At 52.0% G+C, this 25,865-nt stretch carries 27 protein-coding genes and 1 tRNA gene; 23 read left to right on the top strand and 5 right to left on the bottom strand.

Annotated features, from left to right (window positions below; all coding sequences use genetic code 11):
• Positions 1 to 952 precede the first annotated feature (952 nt).
• From VNL73_04490 to VNL73_04430, 13 genes are all read left to right on the top strand, one after another.
• The gene (locus tag VNL73_04490) at positions 953 to 1,654 is read left to right on the top strand and encodes a hypothetical protein (protein ID HXF48670.1); all 702 of its coding nucleotides are present in this window, start codon (positions 953 to 955) and stop codon (positions 1,652 to 1,654) included.
• A 3-nt stretch (positions 1,655 to 1,657) separates the two neighbouring features.
• Entirely contained in the window at positions 1,658 to 2,095 is a 438-nt protein-coding gene (locus VNL73_04485) for a hypothetical protein (GenBank protein HXF48669.1), read from the top strand.
• A 29-nt stretch (positions 2,096 to 2,124) separates the two neighbouring features.
• Complete coding sequence (locus VNL73_04480) at positions 2,125 to 2,592, top strand: hypothetical protein (GenBank protein HXF48668.1); 468 nt, start codon at positions 2,125 to 2,127, stop codon at positions 2,590 to 2,592.
• Positions 2,593 to 3,063: 471 nt separating this feature from the next.
• The gene (locus VNL73_04475; GenBank protein HXF48667.1) at positions 3,064 to 3,204 is read left to right on the top strand and encodes a hypothetical protein; all 141 of its coding nucleotides are present in this window, start codon (positions 3,064 to 3,066) and stop codon (positions 3,202 to 3,204) included.
• Positions 3,205 to 3,354: 150 nt separating this feature from the next.
• Positions 3,355 to 4,224: a M23 family metallopeptidase gene (locus tag VNL73_04470; GenBank protein HXF48666.1), complete on the top strand. Its 870-nt coding sequence runs from the start codon at positions 3,355 to 3,357 to the stop codon at positions 4,222 to 4,224.
• Between the two features lie 413 nt (positions 4,225 to 4,637).
• On the top strand, positions 4,638 to 5,420 hold the full coding sequence (locus tag VNL73_04465; GenBank protein ID HXF48665.1) for a restriction endonuclease: 783 nt from the start codon (positions 4,638 to 4,640) through the stop codon (positions 5,418 to 5,420).
• Positions 5,421 to 5,425: 5 nt separating this feature from the next.
• Complete coding sequence (locus tag VNL73_04460) at positions 5,426 to 6,616, top strand: site-specific DNA-methyltransferase (GenBank protein ID HXF48664.1); 1,191 nt, start codon at positions 5,426 to 5,428, stop codon at positions 6,614 to 6,616.
• 45 nt (positions 6,617 to 6,661) lie between these two features.
• Positions 6,662 to 7,258 (top strand): DNA-3-methyladenine glycosylase 2 family protein, encoded by a 597-nt coding sequence (locus tag VNL73_04455; GenBank protein HXF48663.1) that lies wholly within the window; start codon positions 6,662 to 6,664, stop codon positions 7,256 to 7,258.
• A 244-nt stretch (positions 7,259 to 7,502) separates the two neighbouring features.
• Positions 7,503 to 8,411, top strand: a complete 909-nt coding sequence (locus tag VNL73_04450; protein ID HXF48662.1) for a cation diffusion facilitator family transporter — start codon at positions 7,503 to 7,505, stop codon at positions 8,409 to 8,411.
• 20 nt (positions 8,412 to 8,431) lie between these two features.
• Positions 8,432 to 9,091, top strand: coding sequence for a sigma-70 family RNA polymerase sigma factor (locus VNL73_04445; protein ID HXF48661.1), 660 nt, complete (start codon positions 8,432 to 8,434; stop codon positions 9,089 to 9,091).
• A gap of 13 nt (positions 9,092 to 9,104) precedes the next feature.
• A complete protein-coding gene (locus VNL73_04440) occupies positions 9,105 to 9,335 on the top strand; it encodes a hypothetical protein (protein ID HXF48660.1) in 231 nt (76 codons plus the stop codon).
• A 70-nt stretch (positions 9,336 to 9,405) separates the two neighbouring features.
• A complete protein-coding gene (locus VNL73_04435; GenBank protein ID HXF48659.1) occupies positions 9,406 to 10,041 on the top strand; it encodes a DUF1287 domain-containing protein in 636 nt (211 codons plus the stop codon).
• Between the two features lie 81 nt (positions 10,042 to 10,122).
• A tRNA-Thr gene (locus tag VNL73_04430) sits at positions 10,123 to 10,195 on the top strand.
• Between the two features lie 76 nt (positions 10,196 to 10,271).
• On the opposite strand, the gene VNL73_04425 is transcribed toward VNL73_04430, so the two are convergent.
• Positions 10,272 to 10,655: a transposase gene (locus VNL73_04425; GenBank protein ID HXF48658.1), complete on the bottom strand. Its 384-nt coding sequence runs from the start codon at positions 10,653 to 10,655 to the stop codon at positions 10,272 to 10,274.
• A gap of 131 nt (positions 10,656 to 10,786) precedes the next feature.
• Positions 10,787 to 11,029, bottom strand: coding sequence for a hypothetical protein (locus VNL73_04420; protein HXF48657.1), 243 nt, complete (start codon positions 11,027 to 11,029; stop codon positions 10,787 to 10,789).
• Positions 11,030 to 11,191: 162 nt separating this feature from the next.
• Here VNL73_04420 and VNL73_04415 point away from each other — a divergent pair, with 162 nt between their 5' ends.
• Positions 11,192 to 12,124 carry a hypothetical protein gene (locus tag VNL73_04415; protein HXF48656.1) on the top strand — a complete coding sequence of 311 codons (933 nt, stop codon included), beginning with the start codon at positions 11,192 to 11,194 and terminating at the stop codon, positions 12,122 to 12,124.
• Positions 12,125 to 12,154: 30 nt separating this feature from the next.
• Here VNL73_04415 and VNL73_04410 read toward each other — a convergent pair whose 3' ends face one another.
• Positions 12,155 to 12,607 carry a hypothetical protein gene (locus VNL73_04410; protein HXF48655.1) on the bottom strand — a complete coding sequence of 151 codons (453 nt, stop codon included), beginning with the start codon at positions 12,605 to 12,607 and terminating at the stop codon, positions 12,155 to 12,157.
• Between the two features lie 276 nt (positions 12,608 to 12,883).
• On the opposite strand from VNL73_04410, the gene VNL73_04405 reads away from it, so the two are divergent.
• From VNL73_04405 to VNL73_04365, 9 genes are all read left to right on the top strand, one after another.
• Positions 12,884 to 13,867, top strand: a complete 984-nt coding sequence (locus tag VNL73_04405; GenBank protein ID HXF48654.1) for an ABC transporter ATP-binding protein — start codon at positions 12,884 to 12,886, stop codon at positions 13,865 to 13,867.
• On the top strand, positions 13,851 to 14,669 hold the full coding sequence (locus tag VNL73_04400) for an ABC transporter permease (GenBank protein ID HXF48653.1): 819 nt from the start codon (positions 13,851 to 13,853) through the stop codon (positions 14,667 to 14,669). The genes VNL73_04405 and VNL73_04400 overlap by 17 nt, the downstream gene beginning before the upstream one ends.
• Positions 14,670 to 14,737: 68 nt before the next feature.
• Positions 14,738 to 15,571 carry an ABC transporter permease gene (locus tag VNL73_04395; protein HXF48652.1) on the top strand — a complete coding sequence of 278 codons (834 nt, stop codon included), beginning with the start codon at positions 14,738 to 14,740 and terminating at the stop codon, positions 15,569 to 15,571.
• 151 nt (positions 15,572 to 15,722) lie between these two features.
• Positions 15,723 to 17,447, top strand: coding sequence for a hypothetical protein (locus VNL73_04390; protein HXF48651.1), 1,725 nt, complete (start codon positions 15,723 to 15,725; stop codon positions 17,445 to 17,447).
• An 83-nt stretch (positions 17,448 to 17,530) separates the two neighbouring features.
• Positions 17,531 to 18,508 (top strand): polyprenyl synthetase family protein, encoded by a 978-nt coding sequence (locus VNL73_04385; protein HXF48650.1) that lies wholly within the window; start codon positions 17,531 to 17,533, stop codon positions 18,506 to 18,508.
• A gap of 32 nt (positions 18,509 to 18,540) precedes the next feature.
• The gene (locus VNL73_04380) at positions 18,541 to 20,691 is read left to right on the top strand and encodes a vWA domain-containing protein (GenBank protein HXF48649.1); all 2,151 of its coding nucleotides are present in this window, start codon (positions 18,541 to 18,543) and stop codon (positions 20,689 to 20,691) included.
• Position 20,692: 1 nt separating this feature from the next.
• Positions 20,693 to 21,463, top strand: a complete 771-nt coding sequence (locus tag VNL73_04375; GenBank protein HXF48648.1) for a DUF92 domain-containing protein — start codon at positions 20,693 to 20,695, stop codon at positions 21,461 to 21,463.
• Between the two features lie 42 nt (positions 21,464 to 21,505).
• Positions 21,506 to 22,231, top strand: coding sequence for a UDP-2,3-diacylglucosamine diphosphatase (locus VNL73_04370; protein HXF48647.1), 726 nt, complete (start codon positions 21,506 to 21,508; stop codon positions 22,229 to 22,231).
• A gap of 6 nt (positions 22,232 to 22,237) precedes the next feature.
• The gene (locus tag VNL73_04365) at positions 22,238 to 23,092 is read left to right on the top strand and encodes a hypothetical protein (GenBank protein ID HXF48646.1); all 855 of its coding nucleotides are present in this window, start codon (positions 22,238 to 22,240) and stop codon (positions 23,090 to 23,092) included.
• A gap of 35 nt (positions 23,093 to 23,127) precedes the next feature.
• Here VNL73_04365 and VNL73_04360 read toward each other — a convergent pair whose 3' ends face one another.
• Both VNL73_04360 and VNL73_04355 read right to left on the bottom strand, forming a co-directional pair.
• Positions 23,128 to 24,168 carry a zinc-binding dehydrogenase gene (locus tag VNL73_04360; GenBank protein ID HXF48645.1) on the bottom strand — a complete coding sequence of 347 codons (1,041 nt, stop codon included), beginning with the start codon at positions 24,166 to 24,168 and terminating at the stop codon, positions 23,128 to 23,130.
• A 100-nt stretch (positions 24,169 to 24,268) separates the two neighbouring features.
• The coding region (locus tag VNL73_04355) for a hypothetical protein (protein ID HXF48644.1) at positions 24,269 to 25,865 on the bottom strand (1,597 nt) is incomplete at its 5' end.

Here is a 25,865-nt window from a genome sequence, read left to right as displayed (position 1 = left end):
GAAAAGGCAACCTCTCCCTGACCCTCTCCTAAAAGGAGAGGGGACAAGAAAGACGGAGATTAGAGATCAGAGATTAGTGATTCGTCCGCTCGTCACCTCCATTTTAAAGACGATTATTTAAGGGAAGGGAGGGGCGGAGCGTACGCTCCGCCCCTTTTGCCTTTCCTTTTTCCCCTCAACCCGCTTTTGGCGGGTTTGGGGCTTTGTGACCCTTTTGGCTGCCCTTGGGTCTTAGGGCTTTGGGTTCGCGGGATTGGGCGGCATGTGAAGGGGAGGCGCCACCTTCCCTTCAGTTCTATTGGGTTGGCTGCCTTCAAAGAGGCCGCTGCCCTTGTGCTACATTCCGGCTTAGTGCAACCTCCCCTTAATCCCCTCCTTCGTAAGGAGGGGAGAAGTAGGATGCACGGTTGGCCGTCCGCCCCAAGCCCGGAACGGGCGGCGGCTTTTGCCGACGGGCCTTTTGGGCGCGTCTTATGGTGGCAAGCCGATGGAATGGCTTGGCCTCAGGGGCCGGGTGGAACTGCCACACTCCCCCGCCCTGATGGGGGAGGGGCTTTTTGGCTTTTCGCGTCCTTTCGTCAAAGGGCGCTTGCGTGGTGTGTTTCTTGCCCCCGGCACTCGGCCGGGGGGTATCATGCTACGCCTTTGCGCCCCGGGAGGCCTCGGCGTGCACGCCGAAGACCTCTTTGGGGCTAATCCCGCGAAGCACAAATAAGGGAGGGTGGATTGGGGGTTAGCCCTTGCCACGTCCCTCTACTATAGGCCCACCCTGCGAAATTCACTCCGAAGTTGGGGTGAATCTGTAAACCACCCCCGGGAGGTTGATTTTTGGAAATGCGAAAGATAATTTGGGCGGGATGACCAATCCAAAAGGCAATTCCAGTAAGAATGCGCTTATAGCGTTTGCCCGTAAACATGAAGAGAAGAGTTTGAAGTTTCAGAAAGGAGAAATATGCCCGGTAAGCCCCTCAACGTCGTTTCGAGACATATACTCGAAATAAGATTTAAGCCGTCAACTAAAATTTTGGACTATAGAGGTGCATGGACGGAATATTTATCCCAGGAGATGGAATTGCCTCAATGGAAAATCGACCAGAACAGAATAGATCTGACTAACCTAGAGAACAATGAATTAGCGTTTTTGAGTTACAAAAATTGTGGATACGTTATTGAACACCCTAACTCGACAAATTTATTCCAAGACCGCGCTGCAAAATTTCTGCGCACTATTCAGTTAATCGAAGATTTCAAACTCCCAGCCGTTACACGGTTAGGTGTAAGGTCGGTATTTTACAAGATGTATCCTGATAGCTTTGAGGCTTTGTTTAGAAAGTTTAAACAGAAACTTATCAATACCGAAAGTGAGACAATAGCGGCTTACGGCGGCAATATCGCTGATGTAGGAGTAGCATTAAACCTTGAGAGCACTGATGGCAAGTTTAATACAAACAGTGGCCCAATGAATTCCAGTCAAGCGGCAAATTATTTTCCCAACATTGAGCTACCCTTGAACGCAGGATATTTTTTTGAAATTGATTTTTTCAAGGAAAACATTGGAAATGCGGAAACCGATGCGCTTTGTTCCTTACTCAAGTCGTTTGCCGAACAATCGTGGGGCAAAATGGAAACCCTTTCAAAAACAATTTTTGAATAACGAATGTTCAAAAAAAAGAAAAGAAAAGTTCGGCTACCCACAAGTAAAAAGTTTTCATATGCCCCGAAAGCATCTATTTTGGGAACAACCTCAAGCTCGGAAGAGCCACTTCCAGATGAAACCATTGAATTAAGACGGCCACGAAGTAATATCGTTAAAACTTCAACCGGCAATCCTACAACAGAAGCTTGGACGGAAGCAGACGAAGCCTTTGGAGAAACCGAAACAGTAGGGAGAACCCCGTTTGACTTTCTCTGGAGCAGAAAAGACGAATTAATGTCGCTGCTGAAACCAAGTGTGGTGCTTCCATTTTTGTATGTAGTTTTGATATTCTGTTTTGGGGACCTGAAACCTGAACTTAATTCTATCTTAATGCACTTGGGGGGGCTTGTTCTTGTTTATCTCATAGTTTTAATTGCCAAAATACTAAAACAAAGTTAGAATTTTTCAACCTTGAACGGAGAAAGAGTTTGGCATATCGAGATACTGTATCATTTGGTAAAAGACAAGAATTCATAGCTATTGCGGAATTGTTGAAGCGCGGATTTGATGTTTATCTTACACTGGTTGATGACCAACAAATCGACTGTGTAATTAGGCACGAAACAAAAGGAGAGCCGGTCTATTTGGACTTACAAATCAAGGCTCGCTCAGCAGAGGCAAAGTGTTGGAATGCTGGTGCATTCGCTGCGATTGAAGTTAGGAAACCTCGTAAGAATTATTTTTTTGTTTTCTATTCTGAGCAAGCTAAGTCATATTGGGTTATGCCTTCTCTCGTGCTAACTAAAGAAGGCAATCAAGGAAAGACCGGGCGTAACAAGGGCAAGTACCAAATCAATTTCACAAATTGTAATAAGAAGACAGGCAAAGTTCGACCTCGCCCCCGCTTTGAGCAATATAGAGACAATTTTGATATACTGTTGAATTATAACGCTTAATTTTTCCCCACCTAAGAATTCGAAGAAAAAAGTTTACCTAAAATCTTCCATCAGCTTTTTTAGCTTTTTCGCACCGGGTCGGTAGTAACCCCCTCCGGCGCCTTGCGCCTCGTCCCCCTTGGTAAGGGGGACGAGGCTACTGGCTGGAGGGGGTGGTTTCCGCAAATTTCTTCACCCGTTTTTTACCAATATGTTGTAGATATCTGCCCATAACCAAGTGCCCAAAATAAGGGATTTCCCCCATACATTCCCGTGTAACAATTTTTTACGCAACGCCTTAGGGTTAAAGCTTGTGCCACGAGTCAAAAGGCATAACTCTTGCATTTTAAAGGGGTTGTAAAAATGGGGCATTTGGTTATAAACCGGCCCAATGTGGCCGATAATAAAGGTAGAGGGCGATCGGGCGTGACCCAGCCATCTTCAAATGGCGACCTCTCCTTTAAAACCGTCCCGCGCAAAGGAGAGGCAAAGATGGCAAAGCGAAAGAAACCCCGCTATCGGGTTCCCGAAAAGTCCGCCTGGCACCTCTACAGCTTGCAGAACCTTAGCTCGGAGAAGTTCATAAAGGTAATAAACAAAATCCTGCGCCGGGAGTACCTGGTCATTAAATAAGGCGCACAACGGGTATAACAAGCATACCCAATCGGACTTTGAAGCAGGGGCAACTGTTTGGAGGACAAAATGATGCGGGCAAATTGGATAAAAGAGCTTGACAGGGCTTGGGGGGATTTCATATCCTACCTTCCCTTTTTTGGGAAGCGTATGGACAAGAAAATATTCGTCACTCTTCGTTTGGAGCCCTCCGGCCGCACCTTCCGGCTGGCCTTCCCCCGCCGCTGGCTTTTGGGGGTGGCGGGCATTTTCCTCTTTTTCGTCTTTTCCGACCTCCTCTTCTCGGTCAAATTCATGCGCAACTCCTTCGAGGCCAAGGTGGAAGCGAACGAATCCGGCCTCTACGCCTCCATCCCCTACGACCCGACCAAAATCGTAGCGGATTTGAAGGAGCAAATGAGCTCCGTCGCCGAGCAGGAAAAAAAGCTCCGTCAACTCCTCGGCATCGTCCGCGAACGCCCGATGATCGGCCCCGTCCCGCCCCCCAATTTCGACCCGACCCAGTTCACCAACGCCTCCACCTTTGAGGAGCGGCTGGCGGAAATCGAAAAGCAGGCCGTTTTGCAAAAGAATTTGCTGGAGCGCTTGGACAAGGAATACGCGTTGAAATTGGGCTACCTCGAATACGTCCCCCGCTCCATTCCGGTCAACGGCCGGATTTCGCGCGGCTTCGGCCTGAAAGAAGACCCCATTTCGGGCGGAATTCGCCATCATCGTGGTATGGACATCGCCGCGCCGTGGGGCACCCCCGTCCGCGCCCCGTCCGCCGGCTGGGTGATTTTCGCCGGCTGGGAAAGCGGCTTCGGAAAGCTTGTGATTTTGCGCCACAAGAAGGGTTACGAATCTTACTACGGCCATTTGTCAACCATCACCTGCAAGCGCGGACAGGCGGTCAACCCCGGCACGCTGTTGGGCAAAGTCGGCTCCACCGGTTATTCCACCGGCCCGCACCTGCATTACGAAGTGCGCCAGTGGGGCCGCCCCTTGAACCCCAAGCGCTTCGTTTTGTCCGAGCAGTAAAAACTTCCAAGCTTTGTTCAAAAAAGCGGGCTTTTCGCCCGCTTTTTTGTTTTGCCGTTTTCAAAAATGCCTGGCTAAAAGAGGGGAAATTGAGGGTTTTTTTTGAAAATCGAAAAACAAAAACGGCTGGAAAGTTGTTGCGATTTTAGGTGAAAGTGCAATTTAGTACACATCCTTGAACGCAATGGCTGGGAGCGGATTATAAAAAGCAGCGAATTATTTTTCGCTCATCGTCAAGAAGGGCTTGCAAAGGTTGAACTTGCGCCGGGGATTTTTCAAAGGGTTCCAAAGCGGCAAAAGCGGAAGGGAAAACGCAGCGAAGCTGGGGCGGATTTGAAAAAGGGAGGGGAAAAGGAGGAAATTTGCGCGGGGTTGATTTTTGAGCGTTAAAAAGCTAACATTGTTCCACAGGTATGAATCATTGGATGAGTTTAAGCATTGATTATGCGAACCAAAGAAGCTACTTGGACGATTTGTTTCAAGTGTACCCCACAATTCCAGAGGGAATCCGGGATATTGACGACCAACTCTGGAAGAATGTAGAAAAAGCATTTGAAAAACGAGACAATATTACGCTCCTTGAAAACCTTTTAAAGCTTGAGTTATTTCCTATTAAGGATTCGTATGTCGCGTATTTGAAACGCGATAGCGGAGCAATTAAGCGCAATCCTGCAACGGTTGATCGTCTTTGTGGTCGTTTGTATGAAATGGGACTCGATGAAATCTTTTCTCGCTCATCTGAACCCAAAGAGACAAATCGTCAAATTGGACCACTTTTTAAGCGTTGGCTAAAGCGTAAATCACTCGGCGTTGATCCACTGCGGCTCGAAGAGTTTTTAAAAGCAAGAAGTAATGCTGTTTTGGATGCAAGTGATGCCGAAATGATGGCTTTCGCAAGGAAATTTCTTGGTTATAAACATGATAAAGGGTTAGATTTTATTGGTAGATTCAATGGCAAATATGTCATAGGGGAGGCAAAATTTTTAACAGATTTTGGTGGGCACCAAAACGCGCAATTTAATGATGCAATTACAACGATGATGGCCGCTGGAGTAAAAGCAATTCCTGTTGCAATTCTTGACGGAGTTCTGTATATAAAGAGCAATAACAAATTGTACAAAGCTATTACGGGGAAATTAAAGGATAACAATATTATGAGTGCACTTGTATTGCGTGAATTTCTTTATCAGGTTTAAGAGCAATGCTTTTAACTTACGAAAACAAAAAAAACGAGAAAGATATCCTCGAAAACACCCCGGTATTGGAATTACAATCAATTTCCGGAAAAGGAGCTAAAAACAAGCTTATTCTTGGAGATAATCTACCTGCTCTTAAAAAATTGCTTGCTGAGTATGCTGGTAAGGTCAACTTAGTATATATCGACCCTCCTTTTGCAACAAATGGAGAATTCAGAATTGGTAGTGACCGAGCAAGCACAATAAGCAGCAGTAATGATGATTCCGTAGCATACAGTGATACATTGGTGGGAGCAGAGTTTTTAGAATTTTTACGTGAACGATTGATTTTCTTACGGGAAATGCTGTCGAAGGATGGATCCATTTATCTACATATTGACTATAAGATTGGCCACTATGTGAAACTTGTTATGGACGAAGTGTTTGGTCGGAACAATTTCCGAAACGATATAACCCGCATCAAATGCAATCCAAAGAACTTTTCTCGTAAAGCATTTGGTAATATGAAGGATTTAATCTTGTTTTATGCAAAATCAGAAAAAGCCACGTGGAATGAACCACGAGTACCATTTACCGAGGAAGATAGAGAACGACTGTTCAAGAAAGTTGATAAGGAGGGGCGACGATATACAACAATTCCATTACATGCGCCAGGTGAAACGGCAAAAGGTAACACGAGTAAAAAATGGCGCGACATGAAACCCCCAAAAGGACGACATTGGCGCACAGATCCTGCAATTCTCGAAGAATGGGACAAACAAGGGCTAATTGAGTGGTCAGCAACAGGGGTACCACGAAAAAAAATCTTTCTAGATGAAAAAGAAGGAAAGCGAATGCAAGATATTTGGGAATTCAAAGACCCCCAATATCCAAATTATCCAACTGAAAAAAACCTGGACTTACTGAAATTTATTATTGAGGCATCGTCGAATGAAGGCGATTTAGTTCTTGATTGTTTTTGTGGTTCAGGAACTACTCTCGTTGCCGCACAGGAATTGGGACGATATTGGATAGGAATCGATAAATCAGAACACGCCATAAATGTTGCAAAGAAAAGGATTGCGGAATTAGAAACAACTCTTTTTTCATCGGATTATGAATATTTAGTAGAAAATCTCCAAAGTAATGTACCAATTGCAAAATATGTACATGAATCGCGAGGTCCAGTACTCGATGCTCGAAAAGAGCAGGTTTAGCTTGTTCGAGAACTGAGAGGGCAAGTTATTTTGAACGTCGAGGAGATGCAACGGGCAGAAACTTATTTAGCCCAAATGGATAATGTAATGGCAGGTTTAATCTCAGAGCATGGCCCCTGCCCTCTTGCTACTCGGAAAGTAAGACCTTTCCACACATTAGTTACTTCAATAATTAGCCAGCAGCTTTCCTCGAAAGCGGCAGATACGATTGAAGACCGTATTGCCTCGATTGTCGCCAGGCCATTTCAACCCGATAGTTTTCTCAAGATGCCGACTAAAAAGTTACGCTCCGCCGGTCTTTCAAATGCAAAAGCAGAATATATCATACAATTAGCAGAACATGTTTCAAAGCGACGCTTATTGTTTAAAAATTTTGCTACGCTTGATGATGAAACTGTCATTGCTTCTTTAATGGAATTACGCGGAATTGGTCGATGGACAGCAGAAATGTTCCTAATCTTTGGGCTTAAAAGACCAGATGTACTTGCACTTTCTGATGCCGGATTGCAAAGAGCCGCCCGCCTTCTTTATGGGCAAGGAAAACGGAACAAGAACTTATTATCAAAAGTGGCGGAAGGATGGCGCCCCTACCGTTCTGTTGCATCTTGGTTTCTATGGAAATATCTTGATGCGACTGGATGATCAGAAGGCCTTAGATATATCCTTCTTAACCCTTCACTACACCTCCATATTTAGAGATTGGCAATAGAACTCAAAAGCCCTACAGCTTTACAATATTCTTGAACTTCAAAGGGGGGTGACCTAACCTCTATATCCCCTTCCCGACATGGGAAGGGGTGGGCGATTCGTGAATCGCCCCTACGAATGCATTTCCCATTTCGTTTTGCTTTTTTTCTTTTTGGGGTTATACTTCGGGCAGGTTTAGATGAAGCGTTCCGAGACGGGCGCGCTTTTGCGCTTAAAAAAAGCGGTTTTTGTGGTTTTGGGCCTGTTCGTGCTCGAAGTGGCAGGCGGGCTCTACACCGGCAGTTTGGCCTTGCTTTCCGACTCCGGCCATCTTTTGGCGGATTTGCTGGCTTTGCTCCTCGCGTGGTACGCCGCCTATCTGGCCACACTCGCGACGACCGAGACCAAAACCTACGGCTACCGCCGGGCAGAGGAGCTGGCGGCGATGGTCAACGCCGTTTCGCTTCTGGTCATCTGCGGGTTGATTTTGTGGGAGGCATGGGATCGGTTCCAAAATCCGCAGGCCATCAAGGCCGTTCCGCTTTTGGGCTTCGCCGCCGTCGGCCTCTTAGGCAACCTCTATATGGCCCGGCTTTTGCAAAGCCACCGGCATGAGAGTTTGAATTTAAAGGCCGCCTGGCTGCACGTTTTGGGGGATTTGCTCGGCTCGGTCGGCGTCGTTATAAGCGCCATCGTCATTCAAATCTGGGGTGCCCTCTGGTTCGACCCGGCCGTTTCGGTTTTCATTGCGCTTTTGATTCTGGCGGGGGCGGTCCGCGTCCTGCGGGAGGCGGGGAATATTCTCTTGGAAGGGGTGCCGAAAGGATTATCCGTTTCCGAAATCGAGTCCGCCATCCGCTCCGTTCCCGGCGTTTTGGATTTGCATGATTTGCACGTCTGGAATATTTCCACCAATCTGCCCGCTTTATCCGCCCACGTTGTTCTGGAAACCGAAAACACCCACGAGGCGCAGAAAGTGCTGGATTTGCTCAATAAAACGTTGGCGGAAAAGTTCAACGTCCACCACGTCACCTTCCAGTTCGAGTGCGCCTGCTGTGTGGCTGAGGGAAAGGCCTGCTCCGTTCTGACCCTGCATGAAAGTCCCTAACAGCCGGAAGATTTCTGCGTATGCTTAAAGACGACGGGCTTGAACCGAGGAAGGAGGGAGAAGAGCCGAACGGGCGATTTGCCAAAAGCGCTGGGGAGTTTGCCGAAGACCCGCAGGTTTTGGCGCTGATTGCCCGGGTGAAGCAAAAGGACGAGGCCGCCTTCAAGGAGCTGGTGGAGCGGTACAAAACGCAGGTCGCCGGTCTGGCCTTCAAGATGGTCGGGGATTATGAGGACGCCAAGGACATTTCGCAAATCGTTTTCGTAAAGACGTTTTACAACCTCAAAAGCTTCGACCCGAAAAAGAAGTTTTCCACCTGGCTTTTCCGGATCACGGTGAACGCGGCCATCGACTACTGGCGGCGCTATAAAAAGCACAGGCACGAGGATCTGGAAGAGGCGGAGGGAACCCCCATCGGCGTGGGGCTTTCGCCCGAGGCGGTGTACTTCCGCAAGGATGCGTCCGAAAGAATAAAGAAGGCCCTGGAGGTTTTGAGCCCCAAGCAGCGCTCGATTTTTGTTTTGCGGGACATGGAAGGACTGGACATCACCGAAGTCGCCACGATTATGAACATGCCCCAGGTCACCGTCCGCTGGTATCTGCACCGCGCGCGCATCAAGCTGCGCAGCGAGCTGGCCCGGCGGTTGCGGGCGGCCGGGGGGAAGAAGAAAAAGGCGTAACGAAGGAGGCGTAATGGATTGCCGCAAGGTGGTGGAGGAACTGGCCCGCCACGACCCGGCCGGAAGGCCGGAGGGGGCGGTGGAAAGGCATTTGGCCCGATGTAGCGACTGCCGCCAGACATACGAAGAGCTGCGGGCGGTGGACGCCACCGTCCGGGAGGCCCTTCTCTTCGAACATCCCCCCGATTATTGGGATGATTTCTACCAGGGGCTCAAATCCCGGCTGAAAGCCCGGGAGATATAAGTTTCAACGAATTCATCCGCATCCGCTTTTCAATTCAGTCCCTTTTGATTCCCCTTGTATAATTAATTGGATGAGAAACCTGCCCGCCTTTGCACGCAAGCGATTTGCCATACTGGCCGTTTTAGCTTTTTCCGCGGTTCCGGTTTCGGCGGAGGAAAAGAATTTCGGGAAAAAGCTGCTGGAGGGGGCGCGGGTATCGATTACCCGCGCGCCGGTATATGACAACCGCTACGTGCAGATCAAATACCCGCTGGGGGACCCCGGCTGGCAGCGGGGGGCCTGCGTGGACGTGATCATCCGCGCTTTTCGTCATGCGTCCGGCAATACCATTGACCTGCAAAAATTGGTTTTTGAGGATATCAAAAGAGCGCCGGAGGCATACGGCATTTCCGCTCTCGATTCCAATATCGACCACCGGCGGACGCGCAATCTGGTCATCTTTTTCCGGCGAAATGCGGAAGTGCTGCCGATTGACTCAAAAAAAGATGCCGCCCTTCTCTACCGCCCCGGCGACATTGTAGTGTGGGACATTATGGGGAACGGCAAGCCGAACCATATCGGCATCGTCTCGGACAAAACGAACGAGGACGGCGTGCCTTTTGCCATCCACCATTTCCGGGAGTGGCGCGGTTTTACCGGCCGGCCGTCGGAGGATGATTGTCTATTTCTGTGGCCGGTGCTGCATCATTTTCGCTGGAGACGATAAAATCAATACGCAGGAGAGATCTTCCGACCTCCGTTTTCTTCACTTGCTAAATTTTTGAGGCGGCGTATTTTTCGATTCAACGCCGCCGTAGCTCAGCTGGTAGAGCAGCTGATTCGTAATCAGCAGGTCAGCGGTTCAAACCCGCTCGGCGGCTTTTGATTTACCCCAAAACTAAGTTTTCCCTAAAAAACGGGCGTTTGCGTGTGGACAATGTCGGATGCAACGACAACTTATGCAGATTTGCGCCGCTCAGAGTGTCTCTGAAATAGCCCTACTACACCAATATATAAAGCCCCCAACAATCCAGTGCCTACGCCAATACCTAAAAAAAGAATTATTACCTGGAGCCAAGTCGGTTCATTACCATTCCACGAAGCTAATACACCAAAAGCTCCAAAAACTGCTAAGCAGGCTAATCCGAAGAGGGAATAATAAAGTGACCTACTGAAAGATTCGCTGGAGGTCTGTCCAGCAATTTCTCCCAGCCAGCGGTAAATCATGGCCTCCGCGACGCCGTGCTCTTTGGCGGCCTGCGACACCGAAACCCCTTCTTCCTTGATGCACTTCAATATCTGCTCCTTCACCTCAGGAGCGATGCGATAGTGTTTTTTCATATCTCCCAATTATATCCTTTTAACCTGCTTGTCTAATATATGGGGGGAGGAGCATCCCCTCGTTCATGGTCACATTCGTGTGGAAACTCTAATTCTTCCATTGCTATTGATTATATGACTCCCAGATAAGGTCACACCCGCTCGACGGTGGACATCGGGGGGAGGTCTGACAAAAGCTTTTGTTCGAATTTCCTGACGTCATCCCGCACGGTGTGGATGACGTTTATCCAAATGGAGCGTCCCTGTCCGCCGGGGAGCGCTTCCAGTTTTGCGGTCAATGAATTCAAAAGTTCCTGAATCTCCATCAAATGGGGCATTGTTGTCGTCGGTTTGGGGATTGCCACCGCGCCGCCTCGATTTCGTTTATTTTTCATTGGGCCTCCTTTTGCCGTATACTATTTAATCGGCAGGGGAAAGGGCAATTATTAGTGGGGAGGCAATACGGAGCAGCCCGCAAGGTCAACGAGAAGAAGGGGTTAGGATGACTGCCCGCCGATTTATTGAAACAATAGCAACCATCGGACGTAATACCGGATATGCGCGGATTTTTTACGACGGCCGTAATGCTTCTTTTTCTTTCCTGTTCCGGGGGACAGAAAGCGGATTCCGATTTCGATGCATCGGTGGCCCGTCCGGCGTACACCGCCAACGGCCCAAAGGTGCTTTTTGACGAAGCGCACAACAACGTCCATAAATCAACCGACCGGTATGAACCGCTGGCTAAACTGCTCGCCAACGACGGGTATCAAGTTACTGCCGGGAAGGAGAAATTTTCTGGCGAGGCGCTGAAAGGGTATTCTGTCCTCATCATCGTCGGCGCGCTTTCGGAAGACGAGCATACCGACCATCCGGCCTTTAGCCCGGAGGAATGCAAGGCCGTTGAAAATTGGGTGCGCGAAGGGGGTTCGCTTTTGTTAATCGTTGACCATTACCCCTTCGGTTCCACGGCGCAAAGTTTGGCCGACCGTTTTGGCGTCCAGATGAGCAAGGGATATACGGAAGATTCTGCCCTGTACGACAAAGAATCCGGCGACGTCAGTCAAATCGTCTTTTCACAAATGGATGGCTCCTTGGCAGGGCATTCCATCACTTTGGGCCGCGATACTACCGAGCGGATAAACCGGGTGATGACTTTCACAGGCACTTCGCTTTTGGCGGCCGACAGCGCTGCCGCTTTTTTGAAACTTTCTGACCGGGCGCTTGATTTTGCGCCCTCCGCCAAAATTGAAAAATCGGGCGGCGACACGAAGACCATCGTAACCTACGGAAATCCCGCCTCCGCCGCCGGGCGGGCACAAGGAGTGGCCATGCAATTTGGAAAGGGGAGAGTGGTTATTCTCGGTGAAGCGGCAATGTTATCCGCTCAAATAACCAAAAACGGCAAACCGGTGGGGATGAACTATTCGGGAAATGACAACAAGCAGTTGGCGTTGAATATTATGCATTGGCTGTCGGGGGTGGTGGAGTAGGCGGATGCTCGAGATCGGTTGTGGATTCTTTTAGTTTATTCCCACCCAGAATTTCTCATTGGAGAAAGCTGCTCTAATTGTTTTTAGAAACCATTCATCTTTTGGATCAATTTGTTTTACTTGTGACCAAGAGAGACCATGCGACATAGCGTCATCTGGCGTTCCAAACACCTTTCTTTGAGAAGTATATAAATAGGCTGCATCACCATCACCATCAGGTGATAGGATGAGAAAAAATAAGGAGTCATCCAAATGGAAAAATCTTGCTCCAAAATATTCTTTCTCGAAATACCACATCTTTTCTCCAACTTTTTTCCATTTAACTTGCTCTGGGCCAAGAGTTGAAAACTCATAACATCTGGCCTTAAGCCATTCATCGCTAACGTAGGGACGTAGCTTATGGTACGACTTTGACAAGAGAATAGGGGCAATTATCCCCAACAAGAAGCCGATGAACAGCGGTACTACTATTTGCCTCTTCATAAGTGTTCCTCATTAAATGACTTCGGCCTTATTCAAACAAAATTTACTATGGCTTTTTAAAAAAGAATAGAGTTCAGCTTGACAGCGGCACGTTTAAGTGTATCTTTGCAACGTGAAAATTTTGACGGAAAATAACTGACGGGAAAACTCGACTTTTGGGCCGCGCCCCACGTCGGGGATGCGGCTTTTTTGTTTTTATGGGGGAACCTCACCCCCTAACCCCCTCTCCGATACGGAGAGGGGGAATGCGTATGATTCAAACTTTTAGAAGGGAAAATGAACTTGGCGGTTAAAACAGAAAATCTAAAGCGGGTCTTCAAGACCAAAAAGGAAGCCGAAACGGTGGCTTTGGCCGGGGTGGATATACAAATCCGCCCGGGGGAACTATTCGGCCTTTTGGGCCCGAACGGCGCGGGGAAGACCACGCTTATCAAAATTCTCTCCACCCTGCTTCTGCCCTCCTCCGGCAAGGCGTTTGTGGACGGCATCGACGTGGCCGCCCACCCGGAAGAGGTGCGCAAGCGGATCAATATGGTCTCCGGCGGGGAACATTCCGGCTACGGGATTTTGAACGTGCGGGAAAATCTGTGGATGTTTTCCCAGTTCTACGGCGTGCCGTCCAAAATCGCCTTGGAGCGGATTGACTTTATGCTGAAAAAATTCGGACTGACCGAATTTGCCCGTTCCAAAGTCGGCAAACTTTCCACCGGGATGCGGCAGAAGATGAACATCATCCGGGGGTTTGTGCCGGACCCGAAAATTCTATTCCTGGACGAGCCGACTTTGGGCTTGGACGTGCAGATTGCGCGGGAGGTGCGGGCATTCATCAAGGAATGGATGAAGGAAAAAACCGACCGGACGCTGCTTTTGACCACGCACTATATGGCGGAGGCGGACGAGCTTTGCGACCGGGTGGCGATTATCGACCGGGGACAGGTTTTGGAATGCGACACGCCGGCGGCCTTGAAGCGCAAATTGCAGCAGGACGCCATCTACCAACTGGACGTCGATTTATTGACCGACCATCTGGAGAAATTTTCGCAAATTCCGGAGGTGGTGAACTTTGCCTTTGAGCACAAGCACGCCGAGGAGAAAACGGTTTTGAAAATCATCTTGAAAGACGAAGCGGGGATTTCCAAGGTGACCAAATTGGTAGAGTCCTCCGGCTCCAAGATTCGGTCGTTGTCTAAGCGGGAGCCGTCGCTGGAAGACGTCTTCGTGGCGTTGGTTGGAAGAGGTTTGGGTGAAAACGGAGCTTAAAACCAACCTGCGGGCGATTTGGGGCAGGGCCTACGTGCGCATCGTTGGCGCGCAAAGGGAGCCGTCTTGGATTCTTTTTGAAATCATGATGCCGCTTTTGGCCGTGGCGACCTACGTTTTCGTTTACCGGGCGCTCGGCGCGCCGAAAGAGTTCACCGGGTTCGTCATCTTAGGCGGGATTATGACCGCCTACTGGCTGAACGTGCTTTGGTCGATGGCTTCGCAATTTTACTGGGAAAAGGAAACCGGGAATTTGGAATTGTATCTCATTGCGCCGATTTCCCGGATGTCGATTCTTTTGGGAATGGCGCTCGGAGGGCTTTTTATGTCCACCACCCGCGCAGCGGTGATTCTCGTCGGCGGCATCTATCTTTTCGACGTGACGATGATCCCCACTTCCTGGCCGCTTTTGGTTTTGGTGTTTCTGCTCTGCATGGTGGCGCTCTACGGACTGGGGATGCTGGCGTCCTCCGTTTTTTTGATGTTCGGGCGGGACGCCTGGCAGATTTCGACTTTATTGCAGGAGCCGATTTACGTTTTCTCGGGATTTTATTCCCCGATAAAATCGTTCGGTTTTTCCCTTGGAATGATGGCCTCACTCATCCCGTTGACTTTGGGCATCGACGCGATGCGGCAGTTGTTTTTTGAAGCCGGGCGGGCGCACGCCTTTCTGCCGATTGGGTGGGAGATTTTGATTCTAACGGTTTTGTCCGTTCTTTTCCTTTGGCTGGCGAATAAAGCACTTCTAAAAATGGAGAATTTGGGGAAAAAAGAGGGACGGCTGACCCTGCGGTGGCAGTAGGGGCACGGCGCGCCGTGCCCCTACGGGCGAACGCCGTTCGCCCCTACGAAAAACGGAGATAAAATAATATGGGACTTTGGCGCACGATAAAAACGGCCGGATGGCTGGGATGGCAGATTGAGGCGAACTGGGCCGAGCCGTTCACCTTCATCGCCTACGCCATCACAAGGCCGATTTTTTCCACGCTGATTCTGGTTTTGATGTACAAGGTCGTCGCCGGCGGACAGACCTCGACGGCGCTCTTTGCCTACATCTATTTGGGCAATGCCTTCTTTATGTACACGGCCAACGTTCTGGCTGGTGTCGGTATCGTCATCCACGAGGACCGGGAGCGGTATGAAATGCTAAAATACATCTATCTGGCCCCCATCGTCACCTATTTCTATATGCTGGGGCGCTGCATTCCAAAGCTCGCTATCACCACGCTGGCGGTTTTGGTGACGGTTGTTATGGGGATATGGATTTTCGACCTCAAATTAACTTTCGGGCACTGGCCGCTTGTGATTTTTAGTTTTCCGCTTGGCATCATCGCCACGATTGCCCTGGGGATTGCGCTTGCTTCTTTGACGCTTTTGACCGCGCGGCACGGCTTTTTTATGACCGAGGGGACGGCGGGAATTTTCTATCTCGTCTCCGGAGCGGTTTTCCCGATCGAAGTCTTGCCCAATTGGCTGGAGCCGGTGGCGCTTGCCTTCCCCATCACCTACTGGCTGGAAGGATTGCGCCGGGGGATGATGGATGCGCCGGTTTCCCAAGTTTTTGCGGGCTGGTCGGATGAGAAACTTCTTTTGATTCTGGCCTTGACGACCGCGCTTTCGGTTCTGCTTTCGGTGATTATAAACCGGGGAATCGAATACATCGCCCGGAAACAGGGGAAACTGGATCAGGTTTTTAATTATTAAATTACCTCCTGACCTTCGTCCCGCTTGGCGGGACTGCAGGTCGTCCCCTTTAAACACAGGGGGACAGGAATAACGGAAGCGGGCTTGCCAATTTAATCTTCATTGGGTAAGTTTATGTTTTGTTTTTCGGAATTGTGACCATGGAGGAGATATGCCGGAATTGCAGACGGAGATTGGCGTGAAAGTCAGCGGGGCGGTCAAGCCAAAAGAAGAAGTCAAATATACTTTTAACCCGCCCCCTTCCAGTGGAGCGGTGGAGTGGGCGGGGACGCCCATCGGGGCTTTCAACACCATCACCCGCACCAAGGGGCGGACCAAAATCCACGACAAGGTGGTGGACAAAACGCCGGGGAAGTTGGAAAAACTTTTGGCCTCGGCCAACGCCGCCATTCATCGAGCCAACCCGCAAAATCCCCTACAGCACGACGTCATTATTCACGGCATCCGGGTGCGGGCGATTACCAACTCGCAGCACCTCTTCGATTACTGGCTGGACAACTGGTACTCCGTTTCTGAATGGCAAAACCTGACTGGACAAAAGCCCCCCGCGGAGCCAAAGATTTTCGTTTACGCCTTTGGCGGCGTGGCGAATGAAGAGGAGGCGGCGTATTACAGCCGGAAGAACAACACCATCGTTTTCTTTAACACCTCCTACTACGGACAGTTGAAAAGCTGGGTTTTGGGGGCGGTCGGCCGCGTTTTGGCTGAAGAATTCGGTATTCATTCCATTCACGGGGCTTGCGTGGAGCGGAACAAAAAGGGAATTTTGTACATCGCCCCGACCGGGACGGGGAAATCGACTTCGTCTTACGGCTTGATGGGGACGCCCGGCTCCCGATTCCACTCGGATGACTGGGTGTACGTGCGCTACGCCTACCGGCTTAAAAATGGGAGTTTGTTTTGCCCGATGAGGATTACAACTTCCGGCAAGGAAGCGGCCGTCGGCTTTCAGGTCTACCGCTGGCTGGAGGAGAACCGCTCCAAAGCGGAGGCCGAAATTTCCGGGATGGATTTGAAGGGGGGGATGGTCAAAGCGAAGCTGGCCGAGTTTGATTTCTCCAAACCGGTTGAGGCCTACGCCTATACCTCGGAAAAGGTTTTTTATCTCCGCTCCAATCTGGTGGAAAGTTTTGCCGAGACCGCCTATCCGATTTTGCAGTCAAAATTGGAGAATTGTCCGGAAGTGACGCCCGCTTTTATGGAAGCGGAGAAGGGCTGCATCGCCGGCATCGTCAACCGGCTGCAGAATCTGGAAGACGGAGAGCTGAAGAAATATTTCCGCTCTATCGATCCGGAACGCTTGGCCCAACTGGTCGCTCGTTTGTACGCCTTTGACAACACCCGGGCGATGCTGGACATCAAAAAGGTTTTCGGCGAGGACCGGGTCTATACCAATCCGCTGGAACCGGTGCGGCTGGCGAACATCATGCTCTTGAAGCGGGATTTCACGTCGAAAGACGTTTTGCAGTCCCTGCCGCTTTCGCTCTTCATGGCCAAGCTTTTAATCGGCGAAACGCCGGACAAAAAACGGGAGGTGGCCTACAACGCCTACCGGGCCGTCGACGACGCGGAGGAAAAGGCCTTCATCGACCGAATCGAGCTGCAAAACGATGGAAAACTGGACGGCTCCTATTACGATTTGTACGCCGGTGTGGACGGCAAGCCGTACACACTTTATCAGGAATTCGAGCTTTTCCGGGTGATGCATCAAGCGGCCGGCTGTTACGTTTTGAATACCATTCTGCAAAACGACCCCAAGCTGAAGGATAAGCGGGAGGCGGTTTTGAAAAGCCATTCCCTCATCGCCAAAACCTTGGACACCCAGCCGAAGGAGCTGCGGCTGACTCTGGAAAATTACGACCGGTTTTTGAAGTAGTTTTCGATTGATTTCTTTTTTTCTAATTCTTCCAACCTTTGCGGTTGGCTTTTCGAGAATAGATTTTTATATTCGCTGTCCAAATGGACGTCCGGCTGGAGGCGATTTTGCGGCCCATCGGGCCGCAGTTGGAGGATTTTGAGAAGCAGCTCAAAACCTGTCTTTTGGCCCGTTCCACTTTCGTTTATCAGGTCACCGAGCATATTTTAACCCGCCGGGGGAAGCGGCTGCGGCCGGCCTTTGTTTTTCTTTCCTCCGGCCAGATGGCGGCCGACCCCGGCCGGGCGATGCTGGCGGCGTTGGCCGTCGAGCTCATCCACACCGCCACGCTTTTGCATGACGATGTCATTGACGTTTCCTCCACCCGCCGCGGCCAGCCGACGGTGAATTCCAAATGGAACAATCTGGTCTCCGTTTTGATGGGAGATTATCTTTTCTCCAAGGCGTTCCGGCTTTTGGTGCAGGCGGACAGCGTCGATTTGCTGGAGGCGTTCTCGAACGCAACGGAGCGGGTGTCCGTGGGGCAGCTGGTGGAAATCCAGCACATCAACAATTTTGACATTGGCGAAGCGGATTATTTTTCACTGATTGCGGATAAAACCGCCTCCCTTTTTGCCGTATCCTGCGAGGCGGGGGCGATCCTTGCCGGCCGTCCGGAGGGGGAACGGGAAAAAATCCGGGAATTCGGGGAGAAAGTGGGGGTGGCTTTTCAGATTTCGGACGATTTGCTGGACATCGTCGGCACGGAGGCGGTCACCGGCAAAACGGTGGGAAACGATTTGCGGGAGGGGAAGGTAACGCTCCCCTTGATTTACACCCTGAACAACGGCGGCTCCCCGCGCAAAAACGAAATCGTCTCCCTTTTGAAAAACGGGGCGGGAAACGGAGCGGCGGAAAAAGTGGCCGGAATCGTTTTGGAAACGGGCGGGGTGGAGTACGCCCAGAAAAAAGCCCTGCAGTACGGGCAGGAGGCGTTGGAGCTCCTGTCCGGGCTACCGGCCACGGCATTCAAAAAGTCATTGGAAGAAGTGGCCCGCTTTGCCGCCCTGCGGGAGCAGTAGAACATTCCGGCCGTCCGCCTGTAAAATTTAAGATGGCCATGCTTTCCTTTCTGCCGGCGGTGCGTTCGCTGGGCGTCGATTTTCCCTCCGCCGACCGCTGGGTGGTCCTTGTTTTGGCTTTGCTTTTCCTTGGTTCTCTTTTCTGGTACTACGCCCGCACGCTGCCTCCCTTAGAAAAAAGGCAGAGACGGTTTCTGCTCGGGCTGCGCCTTGCCGGATTTGTCTGTTTGTTCCTCGTTTTGGCCGAGCCGATTCTGGCCCTCTTTCTGGTCAGCAAGGAAAAACCGGTCGTGGCGGTTTTGGTGGACCGCTCCGGAAGTATGGCCAAGCAGAATCGGGAGAGGCAGGTGGAAGAGGCGGTTGGGAAGTTGACCTCACAAAAAGGGGATTGGGAATACCGGCTGTGGGATTTTGGCGACACGCTGGCGGATTTTCGTTCGCTTTCCTCCGCCCGCCCGACGGCCACGGCCATCGGCTCGGTTCTGCGCTACGTTTCGGAAACCCCGCACTTGGCGGGGGTGGTCGTCGCCAGCGATGGCGGCAGCAATTCCGGGCCGGACCCAGTCAAAACGGCGGAGAAGCTGGGGGTTCCCGTTTACACCGTCGCAGTGGGGGAGGAGGAACGGGCGCTTGATTTGGGGATTGAGAGAATCAACTACCCACCGGTGGCGTTTGAAGGCGCGCCGGTTAAAGTGGAGTTCGTAATTTCCGCGCAAGGAGTTGGAAAAGCAAAACTGCCGCTCGTCGTCTCGCGCGGGAACAAAAAAATTGCCGCGCCAATTGTCGATTTTTCCGGCGACGGAGAGCAAACCGTTGAAGTGGAGCTCGCTCCCGATTCGGTCGGCACCCTCACTTTTTCCGCCGGGCTGCCGGTTTTGGCCAAAGAGGAGCAGACCAAAAACAACCGGCGTTTTTTTTCGATGCGGGTTCTGAAAGCGAAGTTGAAGGTTCTTTTGGTTTCCGGACAGCCGAGTTGGAACTATCGCTTCCTTTTGGAGGTTTTGGAAGAAAACCAGCGGCTGGAGGTGGAAGGGCTCGTCTACGGCCCCGGCGGGCGGCCGCTTTACAATGCCGCCGGGCTTTCCGCGCGCAATCTGGACGGCTACGACGTTTTAATCTTCAGCGACTTTCGGCCGGGGCTTTTTTCGGGAGTCGAGACGCGCCTCGCGGCCGCCGTCCGGGATAGGGGAAAGGGGATATTTTTTCTTCTAAGCCCGGAGTTTTTGCGCGAAGCGCCGGGCTCCTCCTTGACGGAGCTTTTGCCTTTCGATTTTAAAAAACGCCCGCCGGTGGCTATGGGGCCGGTGGGGGATTTGAATTTGACGGCGGACGGGGAGGGGCACCCGGCCACACGGCTCGTTTCCAACCCATCGGAGTTGGGACGAATTTGGAGGAACCTGCCGCCCTTGGAGGGAGTTATCGCTTCCGCCCTGCCTTCCACAGCCGGCGCCGTTTTGGCCACCGTTCCGGCCACGGAAGAGGGGGGACTGTATCCGGCCTTGGCGGCGAAGAATTTTGGCCGCGGAAGAGTGTTGGCGGCGTCGGCCTTTTCGCTCTGGAAGTGGTATTTTTTGCCTTTGGGCACTTCCTCGGAAGACACGACTTTTGGCTGGTTTGTGAACCAGAGCGTGGGATGGCTGGCGGGTTCGGAAGAGAAGGACCGTTTCAATCTTTCCACGGACAAGCTGGTGTATCAATCGGGGGAGGAAATCAACTTTTCCGCGACTGCCTTTGACGAAGGGAGAAAACCGTTTGAAGGGCTGGACGTGAAAGTCCGGCTGAAAGGGGAAAAGGAGCTCCTTTTGTACGAAGAGGCGGCGGCGCGCTACGCAGGGCGGAAAAGAGTGATCGCACCGGGGGCCTATGAGGCGCAAGCGGAATTTTTCCAATCCCGGAAACGAGCGGGGGAGGCGAAAGCAAAATTTATCGTAGAAGAGCTTTCGCTGGAAGACCAGGCGGTCTCGTACAACCCGACCCTGCTTGCAAAGATGGCGGAGGTTTCCGGCGGGGGGTTTTACCGCCCGGAAGAGGCGGGGAACTTTTTGCAGGATTTCAGCCCCCAGCGGGAGGAGTTGTCCGAAAAGCGGGAATGGGAGCTGGCCCATCAGCCGGTTTTTCTGCTCGGGATGATTCTGTTTTTGGGGACGGAGTGGTACTTGCGCCGCCGGTGGCAGCTTTTGTAGCTTGAGGATTCTTTTTTCCCTTTTTCTGGCCCTTTCGGTCTCGGGAGCGGGATTTTTCTTCCGGGCGCTCGATCTTTCCGGTTTTTTTGCAGCCACGCTGGTCGGGGCCGCGATTTTCTGGGGGGCGGGATTTCCCGGAGCGGCGGTTCTGATTTTCTTCTTCGTTCTGGGCTCGGCCCTTTCCCGCCTGCCGCCGGAGGTTTTCGCCCCGGAGCAGAAGGCCCGGCGGGATTGGCGGCAGGTCTTGGCAAACGGGTTTTGGCCTTCACTTTTGGCCATGGGATACGGTCTTCGACACGAGGAGGTGTACTATTTGGCGTTCGTTTCCTCCATTGCCGCGGCCTGTGCGGACACGACAAGCGGGGAAGTTGGTGTTCGTGGGGGGCAAAAGACTTATTCCATTATGAATTTTCGCCCCGTTCCAACCGGTGTGTCCGGTGGCGTCAGTTTAACCGGCACGCTGGCCGGTCTGGCCGGCTCCGTCCTCGTTGCCCTCGTGGGTGTGGGGCCGAGGGGTTGGGACTTTTTTCTTTCCTGTAAGGCAATCCTTTTGATTTCGGCTGTCGGTTTTTTGGGAACGCTCTTTGATTCACTTTTGGGCGCAACTTTGCAAGCGAAATATCGCTGTACAGCTTGCCGCTCGGTAATTGAGGTTCCCATCCATTGCGGTCGGGTGGCGGAACGGACTTCCGGGTTTTCGTTTCTGGACAACGACGGGGTCAATTTTCTGGTCACCCTGTTTGCCGGTCTTATCGGCTTGCTGGCGTTTTAGATTTTCAATTTGCGTTGGGGGAAAAAGGATTTATTATACGGCATGCGCGACACCATCTACTTCGTGTCCGACCTTCATCTGGGAGCCGGAACGCCCTCCGAAGAGGAGCGGAAGAAGGAAAAATTCATCCGGTTTCTGCAGTTCGTCCGGCAGAATGGAAAGGCCTTGTACATCGTGGGGGATTTGTTCGACTTCTGGTTCGAATACAAAAACGCCATCCCCAAAACGGAGCTGGAGCTTCTGGTTGCGCTGAAGAACCTCACCTTGATGAACGTGCCGGTGGTTTATCTGGCGGGCAACCACGACTTTTGGCACCGGGATTTTTTTGCCAAATACCTCGGAGTCAAAATCGAAAAAGGGGATGTGGTTTTGAACCACGAAGGGAAAAAAATTTTTGTCACCCACGGGGACGGCAAGGCCCGCTCCGATTGGGGGTACCGCATTATCAAAGTCCTATTCCGGCATCCCGTAAACGTCTGGCTGTACCGGCTTTTGCCGGTCGATTGGGCCTTTCCCCTGGCGCGGCTGGTTTCCGGTTCTTCCCGCCGCTGGAGCGAACAGCGGGGGAAGGAACAGCTTCCGGAATACGAAGCGTTCGCCCGGCAAAAATTTGCCGAGGGATTCGACGCCGTGATTTTGGCCCACTCCCATTGGCCGGAGTTGAAGGCGGTCGAAGGGAGGACGATCTTGAACATCGGGGATTTTATGCACCATTTCACCTATGGCGTTTTAAGGGGGAGAGAGTTTCAGCTTACAAAGCTGGAATAGCGAAGAATGGGCGGCCGTTCTAAGGGGAAATTTGCAATTCTTCCGGTTTTCCTTCTCTTGCTTTCGAGAGGAGAGATTTTTGCGCAAAAAGCAGAGACCTTGAGCGTGACCGTGGATACCCTCACGGTCAAAGCACTTCCCTTCCTGATTGGAAAAGTGGACAGCGCCGATTTGCGGCTGGTGGCAAAGGCCGTCCTCGAAGGGGACAGTATCAAGCACGGCTGGCTATTGCATTTTTCTCCCATCGAGCTGCGGGCGGAGGAACAGTACGGTTTTTTTCCGAACATCCGCTTCTTCCGGTTTTTCACCCCGGATTACAAAGTTGTGCCGGGGCACGTCGCGGCCATCGACCGGGAGAAGGGGAAAGCGTATCTGATTTACCAAAGCGGAGCGGCAGACGATTTGGGGGAATTGGTTCTGGATCAGGGAATAAAATTGGATTCCGAAGCGGTCGCGCTCGAATATTTCATGGAAGTTTTGCAGATTCGGGGGTATCAGCCGGCCCTGATTCTGGACACGATTGTCGAAATCCGGCAGTTTCTGCACTATCGCGAGAAATCCGCCGGCTTAAAACTTTCCGAATTGCCCCCCCTCCGGCGGATTTACCGGAGCCTGTGGAGGGATAAAAACTTTCTTCCGTTCAGGAGAGGGAAGCTTTCCGCGGAACGGGATTCCCGCTGTGGAAAGCTGGAGACGGCTTGGGCGGGCGAGATCGCTGCCCCGTTCGCCTATTTTCAAAAGGGGCAGTTCTTCATCCAACTGTACCTCGCCCGCACGCGCAAAATATTTGACCTATACAAATTTTCCGCTTTTGTCTCTCCCGAAGGGCAGGTGAGCTACACGGTGGTAAAGCTGGAGTAAGTTTTCGTGGAAAACGGTTTTGAGGGCGAATCCCTTCACTTTGCCCTCAGAACGATTTTGCCGTTTTGGCGGCCGGATTCCATAAGCTCGTAGGCCGGTTTGGGATTGTCGAAAGGAAAAGTGTGGGAAACAAAGGGAACGATTTTCTTTCCGGCCACCCAGTCCACCATTCTTTGGAACGCCGGCAAACTTCCCATTGTAGAGCCCAAAAGCTGCAGCTGGCGGAAGAATAGATGGCGCAAATCAAGCGGCGCTTTAAAGCCGGAAGTCGCGCCGCAGGTGATGTATTTGCCGCCTTTTCGCAGCAGGCGGATGTTCATTTCAAAGTACGCCTCGCCGACGTGGTCAAAAATCAGCCCGAAGCGCTCCCGCCCGACCCAGTTTTTTAAGTCCGATTCGAGATTGGGGCCGGAGATAAAACCCTTAACGCTTCTTTTTTCCCAAATTTTCAGTTTTTCCGGTTGACGTGAAGTGGCGGCAACCCGTTTGAAGCCGAACGAAAGCAACAATTCGAGGATTGCCTGCGATACGCCGCTGCCGGCGGCGTGCACCAGCACCGGCTCGATTTTCTGCGGCTCATCCCGTTCGGGTGAAAACCCCTTTTCCGCCACCATCTGATAGGCGGTCAGAAAGGCAAGCGGCAAGGCGCCGGCCTGTTCATCCGTAAGGTGCACGGGGGTTTTGATTAGGTATTTCTCCGGCTCAACCAGCTCCTCCCGGAAAACGCCGTGGCAGTTTTCCCCCCGAATCAAAAAGTCGTCACGCAGATTTTCGGGCAGGTGTTCCCGATTGTCCGTTCCCGAATTGCCGCCGGGATAAACCAAAACCCGGTCGCCGACTTTGAATTTTTTTGAACGGCTCTCGATTACTTTTCCGCAAAAATCGGAGCCGGCAATGTGGGGAAATTGATATTTAAGATGGGGGAGGCCTTTTATCACCCACAAGTCGAGATGGTTCAGGCTTCCGGATAAAAATTTCAGCCGGACTTCCCCTTCTTGAAGTTTTTCCGGCGCGGGAAGCTCCAGCAGTTCGATGTTGGAGACCGAACCGGTTTGTGTAAAACCGACGGCTTTCATAGGGCGAAGAAATTAGGAGAAGCGCCAAGGAGTGTCAACGACGAAAAAAGCAGGGGCGCAGAGAATCGCGCCCCTGCCTACCTTCTCAATAAAAAGCGAGTTATTTCGTCACCCAGGCGCCGTTTTCCCGGAATTCAAATCTCCCCCCTGCGACCGCATCCGTATTGTAAATTATCATTCCATTCACGGGCGTCAGGGCGTTCCGCTGGGCGGTGGTCATTCGGGGAACGATGAAGGCTCCGGTGGTGGAGTTTACATCCAGCGCCCCCTGCGGGCTGGTGGTGCCAATGCCGACGTTGCCCACACTCGTGATCCGCATCCGTTCGGCGGCTGCGGTTATAAAGAACATCGCGTCGTTGGAGTTGTTGTAGGCCACTGAACCTTGATCGTCGTTGAAACCGTCGCCAAAATTCAGGCGCGACTGGCCGAAACTTCCGGAAATAATCGCCATGTGCGTCCAATTGTCCGGGTTGGTCGCCTGGGCGGCGATTTGGGTTCCAGCGATGAAAGGGGGTATTCCTTCCGACCCTACGGAACCCGCATGCACCCGAAGGGTCGGTGTGTCGATGCCGAACCCAACGCTCCCCACCGAATCGATGCGCATCCGTTCCAAATTATTGGTTCCGAAAATAAGAGGCCCGTTCTCATAGTTCCACAGAAAACCTTTGGGCGGTGTGCCAATTACGGCCAGTCCATCGAAAATGGTGGAACCGCCAGCGGTTTGGGTCAACATCAGCCGGCTGCCGAGAATGGAGTTCGTCGGGTCATGCACTTGGAGTTGGGCAGCAGGCGCTGGCGTACCTATGCCCACGTTGCCTTGTACCAAAAGGCCGTTGCCGGGAGCGACATTGGTTCCCGAATAGGATGCGCCGATGGCCGCCCCGCCTTCAACGTCCAGCCGGTTCACCGGAACAGTTGACCCGATGCCGACGTTTCCCGATGGGAGCGCGCTGATGACCTGTGACCCCGCTCCCAGCCCGTTGGCCGCATACAGCGAAAACGCATTCGCCACCCCAGCGTTGTTATTGACCCCCAAAACCCAGCTACCGAGTGCCCCTTTGGCTAAATTCGAGGAACGGAAGCCGATGCTGGCTTCAACATTGACACCGTTCCCCACCACCTCCCCCACCCCCCAGTTGCTTGTCCCCTGCACCACGAAGGGAGAACCGGGAAAGGAAGTTCCGATGCCCACGTTGCCGCCCGGCTGCAATACCATCACGTTTGAACTGTTCAGTTCGTCGTATAGGTGCAGTTTGGAGTCTCCGTTCCGCAGCCCTATCGCCCAGCGGTTGTTGGCGCCGATGCTCGGGTCTCCGTCCGCCAGAATGAAGTTGCCATAACGGGTGGCGTCCGCCCGGCCGATTACGACATCCGCATTACCGGAACTTTCCAAAAGCAGTTTGTGATTACCCCCCTTGAGATGTAAAAGCCCTAACGGATTGTCCGTTCCGATGCCAACGCTGCCGGAAACGGTCACGTCGCCTGTCAGGTTGCCACCCAAGGCGCTGTCCACCGAGTTGACCCGGTAGGCGTAGCCGACGGAAACCAGCCGCTGTCGGGGCATCTCCGGGTCGGGAGAGACCGCAATGCCGAGCCAGCGCTCCGAACTCTGGAACACGGCATCCGGAATTGGATTGGAAGAACCCAAAAGCACGGCAAAAAGGCCGCCGGAAGTAGTTACCGATTGGGTTTCCGTC

Source organism: Verrucomicrobiia bacterium, from assembly GCA_035574275.1.
Taxonomy (GTDB): domain Bacteria; phylum Zixibacteria; class MSB-5A5; order DSPP01; family DSPP01; genus DSPP01.
Note: the sequence above shows the minus strand (reverse complement) of the source record. Positions and strands in the feature narration are given on the sequence as shown.